The sequence below is a fragment of the Microbacterium sp. genome (assembly GCF_047971895.1).
In the GTDB taxonomy this organism is placed as follows: Bacteria; Actinomycetota; Actinomycetes; order Actinomycetales; family Microbacteriaceae; genus Microbacterium.
The window spans coordinates 1-6,990 of sequence record NZ_JBKEAF010000123.1 but is presented as its reverse complement, the minus strand read 5'-3'; the positions used below and the strand labels follow the sequence as shown (position 1 = coordinate 6,990).

Here is a 6,990-nt window from a genome sequence, read left to right as displayed (position 1 = left end):
GGTCAACTGACCCGGCCGGACCTGATCGTGTGCAAGGCTTCCGCATTCCGGTCCGTGGTCGCCGGGGAGTCCTCACTCCTTGTCAGCCTCAGGCACCCGGTGGCGCTCGACCGTCGACCGGCCGGTGGTCTTCGCGTTCGATGAGGGCGAGCACGCCGACCCGCTCCTCGTCGGCGACGATGCTCTCGCCGATGACGCGTATCTGATGCGGTGTGTGCCACTCCTGTTCTCGTACGATGTCGACGACGCGCCCGCGGACCCGGGCATCCGCCGGAACTCCGCCGGAACCTCGTCGACCTCCGCTCGCCGAGCGGCAGGAGGCCGTTGCGGCGGTGCAGCGAGAGTTCGCCGTCTTCGCCGACCACACGCCCCCGCGGGATGGCCGAGCCGACGGAGGCCCCGAGTGACGCTCCGTATCGCGCGAGAAGACGGATGCCGTGGCCACGTCGTACCGTCGGGGCATGGCCACTCCGCTTCGTATCGTCGGCATCTCGGGCTCCCTGCACGAGCCCAGCAAGACCACCGCGCTGGTCGCGGCGCTGATCGACGGCTTCGCGCAGCGCACCGACATCGACGCGCAGCTGGTCGAACTCACCCGTATCGGTCCGGCCTTGGCGGGTGCGCTGCGTCGCGAAGAGCTGCCCGCCGAGGCGGAGACGAAACTCGTGGCCATCGAGTCGGCCGACCTCATCATCGCGGCGAGTCCCGTGTATCGCGCCTCGTTCACCGGGCTGTTCAAGCATCTGTTCGACTTCGTCGGCCAGTACGCCCTCGTGGGAAAGCCCGTGCTGCTGGCGGCCACCGGAGGCGGCGAGCGGCACGCGCTGATCATAGAGCACCAGCTGCGGCCGTTGTTCTCGTTCTTCCAGGCGCTCACGCTGCCGCTGGGCGTGTACGCGAGCAACACCGACTTCGACGGATACACGCTGCGTGACCAGGCGTTGCAGCAGCGCATCGACCAGGTGGTCACCCGTGCCCTGCCCATCGTCGACCGCGCCGCGCGTGAACCGGTGTCGGAGTACGTCGGCAGCTGGTAGCAGTGCGGGGATGCACGCCGGGCATAGCCTGGGGCCATGGCATCCCGGCTCGCCGACTCGATCAGCCCGTATCTGCGGGCGCACGCCGGCAACCCCGTCGCGTGGTTCCCGTGGGGGAGCGAGGCGTTCGAGGTGGCGCGCCAGCGCGGCGTGCCCGTGATGGTGTCGATCGGGTACTCCACGTGTCACTGGTGCCACGTCATGGCGCGCGAGTCGTTCTCCGACCCGCAGACGGCCGCAGACCTGAATGCCGGGTTCGTGAGCATCAAGGTCGACCGCGAAGAGCATCCCGAGGTCGACGCCGCGTACCTGGCCGCTGCCGGAGCCTTCACCCAGAGCCTCGGCTGGCCGCTGACCGTGTTCACGACGCCCGACGGCGAGCCGTTCTTCGCCGGCACCTACTGGCCGCCCCGACCGCAGCCGCCGATGGCGTCGTTCCGGCAGGTGCTGGGGGCCGTGCGGGATGCCTGGACCCAGCGCCGCGAGGCGGTCACCCAGACCGGGCGTGCCCTGGCCGAGGCGCTGGCCGAGGCATCCGCCGCTTCTGCGCCCGCCGACCTTCCCACCAAGGCCCAGCTCATCGCCGCCGCCGAGCGGCTCGCGGCGCGCGAAGACCCGGTGCACGGTGGGTTCGGCGCCACCGGACCGAAGTTCCCCGCGGTGCCGGCGCTGCGCTTCCTGCAGTCGATGCGCGACGATGCTCCCGATGCCGCCGCCGTCGCCTCCCGCGCCTTCGCGGCGATGGTCGGGGGAGAGCTGCGCGACACGGTGGAGGGCGGGTTCTTCCGGTATGCGACCCGCCCCGACTGGACGGGTCCGCACTACGAACGCATGCTCACCGACAACGCGGGGCTGCTCGAGGTCGCGCTCGACGAAGGGTCAGCGGACGTCGCCGAGGGCATCGTCTCGTTCCTGGTGAACGTGCTGCAGCGGCCGCCGGGTGGATTCGGCGCGGCGCAGGACTCCGAATCGATGATCGCCGGCGAGCGCAGCGAGGGCGGCTACTACGCACGGGACGCCGCCGCCCGCGCGGAGCTCGACGCACCGGCCGTCGACGGCAAGGTCGTCACAGGTTGGAACGGCATGGCGATCGGCGCGCTCGCCCGCTCTGCGCGTCTGTCGAGGGGAGCCCTCGACGCGGCGCGCCTGGCCGCCGACGCCGTGCTCGAGTCGAACGTCGCCCCCGACGGCCGGCTCGTGCGCGCCTCGTTGGACGAGATCCCCTCACGGGCCCCGGCGACGTTGGAGGACTACGCCCTGCTCGCGGAGGGACTGCTGGTCCTCGCGACCGCGACAGGTGAGGTCGTCTACGCCCTGACGGCACGCGATCTCGTCGATCGGGCACTGGCCGGCGACATCGAACCGGACCCGACGCTCGCCGCCCACGGGCTGCATGCGCCGGCGTCGCGCGACGACGGCACGCTGCCCTCCGGCCCGTCGGCGTTTGCCGCGGCGTGCGTGACGCTCTGGCGGCTCGGTGCGGGCGACAGGTACCGCGAGGCCGCGGTGGCGCGGGTGCGCGCAGCATCCACTCGTGCCCTCGCCGAGCCCCTCGGGTTCGGTGCGCTCCTGCGGACCGCTCACGAGCTGATCACGCCCGTGCACCAGCTCGTGGTGGTGACCGACGACCCGGATGCCCCGCTCGTCACCGCGGCCATCTGCACGCCGGGACCGGACATCATCGCCATCGTGAGCGCGCCGCAGGCCACCGCCTTCGCCGAGGCGGGGTTCGCGCTCTTCGACGGGAAAGTGATGCAAGACGGCCTGCCCACGGCATACGACTGCCGTGACTTCGCCTGCCGCCTCCCCGTCACCGACCCCGCCGTGCTCTGACCGACCGGTCACCGGATCAGCCCAGAATCACACCCAGCTGGGCACCCAGTTGTGCAGCCGCCAGAACTCGTACGGCACCTCCCACCCGACCCACACCGGGTAGAAGAAGGCCGACACCAGGGTCGCCACCCCCAGGAAGACGAGCACGACCCATCGCCCCGTCTGCGCGCGCTCGGGCGAGGCATCCGGTGGGCCGGCGATCTCGCGCAGCGTGAGGGCGAGCGCCAGCAGCACGAACGGCAGCATCACGACCGTGTAGAACTGGAAGATGGTGCGTTCGGGGTAGAGCAGCCACGGCACGTAGGTCGCGGCGACACCGGTGAGCACGAACCCGTACCGCCCGTCGCGCGTACGCACGAACCGGTAGATCAGCCACAGCACCGCCGCGACGCCCGCGAACCAGATGATCGGGTTGGGCACGCTCGAGATCGACTCGGCGCAGCCGCCCGGGCTCGTGCAGCTGTCCTGGCCCTGCGGCGTCAGGTTCCAATACATCCATGTGGGGCGCGTCAGCAGTGGCCACGCCCACGCGGGGTTCTCGTACGCGTGCTGTGAGGTCAGTCCGACGTGGAAGTCGTAGATCGCCACGTGGTACTTCCACAGGGCGACGAACGGGTTGGGGTCGGCGTTGCGCGAGTACCCGCCGTCGGTGACGAGCCAGCCCGTCCACGATGCCACGTAGACGACCGCGGCGACGGGCACGAGCAGCAGGAACGTCACCGGGCCCTGGCGGAATGCGGCATCCGTCGGCCAGAAGTCCACCCCTGCCCGCCGGCGCCACAGCGCGTCGCTGACGACCAGGTAGATGCCGGTCGCGGCGAGCACGTACAGGCCCGACCACTTCACGGCGCAGGCGGCACCGGCCGCTGCACCCGCGGCGATCACCCACGGCCGATTCCACAGCACCGGGCCCCACGCGACGGACGGCTCGCCGTGTGCGCGTGCGGCGACCGTGTCGAGCACGCGCCGTCGGGTGCGGTGCCGGTCGAGCAGCACGAACAGGAAGGCCAGCAGCACGAACAGCATGAGCGCGTTGTCGAGCAGCGCCACGCGGCTCATGACGATGCCGAGCCCGTCGATCGCGAACAGGAACGCGGCGATCGCACCGACCGTCGTCGATCCGCTCAGCCTCTTTCCCACGACGAACAGCAGGAACACCGCGGCCACCCCGACGAGGGCCGTGGCGAGGCGCCAGCCCCAGCCGGATTCGGGCCCCAGCGCCATCAGGCCGAGCGCGATGATCCACCTGCCGAGGGGCGGATGCACCACGAAGCTCGGCGCGTCGGTGAACACGTTCACGTCGCCCGCGAGAAACTTCTCGTTCGCGCCCTCGGGCCACGACCCCTCGTACCCGAGGTGCAGCAGCGTCCAGGCGTCCTTCACGTAGTACGTCTCGTCGAACACGAGCGTGTGCGGGTGGGCCAGATCGCTGAGACGCACAACGGCGGCCAGCGCGGTGACCAGCAGTGGTGCGAGCCAGTCGTAGACGCGCCGGGAGCGAGGATGCCGCAGCCACAGCAGCTGCAGGTGATACCACCGAGGGCGCGGCGGCGGTGCGGCGAGCAGCCCGGGCAGGGGCGGCTCGACAGCAGTCACGGGGACAAGCCTATGCTGGCCGGGTGATCATCCTCGCGGCCACTCCCATCGGCAACCTCGGCGACGCGAGCCGGCGGCTGGTCGAGGCGCTGGAGGCGGCCACGGTCGTCGCCGCCGAGGACACCCGCACCACGCAGCGCCTGCTGGCGGCGCTCGGGGTGCAGAACCGACCGAGACTGATCGCGCTGCACGATCACAACGAGAAGCAGCGCGCAGCCGAGCTGGTGGAGCTCGCCCGCGACGAGGATCTGCTGGTGATGTCGGATGCCGGCATGCCCACGGTGTCGGACCCGGGCTACGGTCTCGTGGTCGCCGCCGTCGAGGCGGAGGTCGCGGTGACGGCCCTTCCCGGGCCGAGCGCCGTGCTCACCGCGCTCGCTGTGTCGGGGCTGCCCACCGACCGCTTCGCCTTCGAGGGGTTCGTGCCGCGCAAGCCGGGGGAGCGCCGCACCGCGTTCGAGGCGCTGGTGCGCGAGCCACGCACCATGGTGTTCTTCGAGGCTCCCTCGCGTGTCGCGGGCACGCTAGCCGACATGGCGGCGGTGTTCGGCCACGACCGCCGAGGGAGCGTCAGCCGCGAGCTGACGAAACTGCACGAGCAGACCGTGCGTGGGTCGCTGACCGAGCTCGCAGCATGGGCGGATGCCGGTGTGCGCGGCGAACTCGTGATCGTCGTCGCCGGCGCGCTTGCCGTGGCGGTGGCCTTCCCCGATGCGGTGACCCAGGTGCTCGAACTCGTGCGCGCGGGCACGCGGCTCAAGGATGCCGCCGGGGAAGTGTCTGCGCACACCGGCCACTCGAGCCGCGAGCTGTATCAGGCGGCGCTCGCCGTGCGTGGGTGAATCCGACATAGACGGCGCCCAGCCCATGACCGACGTCAGCGGTCGCGCCGCCTGCACGACCCGACCGAGGATACCGAGGAACGGGCACGGCTCGCAGGCGTGCTTGATGCCGCCCTCCCACCGATCCCGTCGCGAAATGAGGGAGACCAAGGGTGAGCGAAGAGAGTGAAGACTAACTTTTAATTGGTTCGACAACGGTCGTTTCTGGCCCGCGCCGTCGAGGCGGCCGGGCGGAGTGCGACACGCCGACGCCTGACTGTCCAGAACCTTCGACCGAAACTCTGAACCGGCCAACACCACCCCTTTACCCTTTTCGGCCGAGGCGGTAGAATGGAGAGAGAGCCAGGAGAGGGGCGAATCATGAGCACTTCCACCGTTACCGCTACGACGGCAGCCGAGCGCGAGCTGCGAGTCGCCGAGGCGATCCACAGCGGCGAGATGGAGGGTCTGCAAGTCGATCCCGCCACTCGTGCCGATGCGCAGGAGTACGTCGCCGGTCGGATCAGCTCGGATGAGCTGGTCGAACGTGCCCGTGCCCGTTATGGCCTTGGCTGACTTCATCGACCCGTATCTCGATCCCGAGTCGGGTCTGCTGCGCAATCTGGTCGGCGCGCAGACGAAGAGCGCCCTCGATGATGCCGAGGGCGCTCTGTCGTTCACGCGGCTCGTGCAGCTCATGGATCGTCCGGTCAAGCCGACTGGCGATCTTGACGAGCTGCGCGCGATCCACCGGCACCTGTTCCAGGATGCCTACGCTTTCGCGGGGGAGCTGCGCACCGTTGACATCCGTAAGAACGAAGAGGGAGCGCAGTTCTTCCTGCCGGTCTCGATGATCGAGCGGGCGGCGATGTTCGCCGCGGGGGAGCTGCGCGAGGACAACGCGCTGCGCGGGTTGTCCCGTGAGAAGTTCATTGATCGGCTGGCTTACCATTACGACGCCTTCAATTACATCCATCCGTTCCGGGAGGGCAACGGTCGGACGCAGCGCGTGTTCTGGAACCGGGTGGCGAGCACCGAGGGTTGGCAGCTCGATTGGCGCGCCGTGCGCGGCGCGACCAACGACGAAGCTTGCCGGGCGGCCTCAGAGCGGCGTGACTTCGGGCCGTTGCGAGAGATGGTCGACCAGATCGTCACCAAGGCGACGCCATGGCTAGAACGCGACGAGACCTGGCGTGAAGCGGAACGGGCCAGGCTTGCTTTCCCCACCAGCTCGGGGGAGGGCGGCCCTGATTCCGGGCAGCACGTCGCGCAGGAGCCTCCCTCTCTTGAGCGGAGGTTAGACGCCGAGCTGCACGAGCTGCGCGCGCGTCGCGACGCGAGGTTGCCGAAGCCTGCCACCGATGCCACGCGCAGCGCGCCCGAGCTGGGCGACGGCGCGCGGGCCTACCGGCCCCGCGATGAGCGCGGTCGGGGGATGGGAGGCAGGTAGTCGTGGAGCTGGGGTACACCCGCGTGAGCACGCGCGGACAGAAGGCTGACTCGCAGGTCGCCCGGCTGGAGGCGGCTGGGTGTGAGCGCATCTTCGTGGATGTCGGCTACTCAAGCCGTCTTGAGGACCGGCCCGAGTGGAACGAATGCCAGAAGATCCAGCGATCGGGGGACAGGCTCACGATCCCGGCGCTGGATCGCGTGGCGGGCACCGACACCATTGCCATCGCGGTCATGCGCGACCACGCCGAGCG

The 6,990-nt window shown here is 70.1% G+C and carries 7 protein-coding genes; 6 read left to right on the top strand and 1 reads right to left on the bottom strand.

The features are described from left to right. Nucleotides 1–461: 461 nt before the first annotated feature. Complete coding sequence (gene msuE, locus ACK5IN_RS09870; protein ID WP_416896020.1) at nt 462–1,037, top strand: FMN reductase; 576 nt, start codon at nt 462–464, stop codon at nt 1,035–1,037. Between the two features lie 36 nt (nt 1,038–1,073). Beyond that, nucleotides 1,074–2,870: a thioredoxin domain-containing protein gene (locus ACK5IN_RS09865; protein WP_416896019.1), complete on the top strand. Its 1,797-nt coding sequence runs from the start codon at nt 1,074–1,076 to the stop codon at nt 2,868–2,870. 27 nt (nt 2,871–2,897) lie between these two features. Here ACK5IN_RS09865 and ACK5IN_RS09860 read toward each other — a convergent pair whose 3' ends face one another. Next, nucleotides 2,898–4,466, bottom strand: a complete 1,569-nt coding sequence (locus ACK5IN_RS09860; protein ID WP_416896018.1) for a dolichyl-phosphate-mannose--protein mannosyltransferase — start codon at nt 4,464–4,466, stop codon at nt 2,898–2,900. Between the two features lie 23 nt (nt 4,467–4,489). On the opposite strand from ACK5IN_RS09860, the gene rsmI reads away from it, so the two are divergent. From rsmI to ACK5IN_RS09840, 4 genes are all read left to right on the top strand, one after another. Next, complete coding sequence (rsmI, locus tag ACK5IN_RS09855; RefSeq protein WP_416896017.1) at nt 4,490–5,308, top strand: 16S rRNA (cytidine(1402)-2'-O)-methyltransferase; 819 nt, start codon at nt 4,490–4,492, stop codon at nt 5,306–5,308. Nucleotides 5,309–5,668: 360 nt separating this feature from the next. Continuing rightward, complete coding sequence (locus ACK5IN_RS09850; RefSeq protein ID WP_416896016.1) at nt 5,669–5,863, top strand: hypothetical protein; 195 nt, start codon at nt 5,669–5,671, stop codon at nt 5,861–5,863. Beyond that, nucleotides 5,820–6,737, top strand: coding sequence for a Fic/DOC family protein (locus ACK5IN_RS09845; protein WP_416896015.1), 918 nt, complete (start codon nt 5,820–5,822; stop codon nt 6,735–6,737). The genes ACK5IN_RS09850 and ACK5IN_RS09845 overlap by 44 nt, the downstream gene beginning before the upstream one ends. Before the next feature lie 23 nt (nt 6,738–6,760). Continuing rightward, nucleotides 6,761–6,990 (top strand): recombinase family protein (locus ACK5IN_RS09840; protein ID WP_416896014.1); only part of this gene is annotated, 230 nt, incomplete at its 3' end.

Coding starts and splice junctions, on each gene's coding strand:
- msuE (WP_416896020.1), top strand. CDS start 462: ATGGCCACTCCGCTTCGTATCGTCGGCATCTCGGGCTCCCTGCACGAG.
- ACK5IN_RS09865 (WP_416896019.1), top strand. CDS start 1,074: ATGGCATCCCGGCTCGCCGACTCGATCAGCCCGTATCTGCGGGCGCAC.
- ACK5IN_RS09850 (WP_416896016.1), top strand. CDS start 5,669: ATGAGCACTTCCACCGTTACCGCTACGACGGCAGCCGAGCGCGAGCTG.
- ACK5IN_RS09845 (WP_416896015.1), top strand. CDS start 5,820: ATGAGCTGGTCGAACGTGCCCGTGCCCGTTATGGCCTTGGCTGACTTC.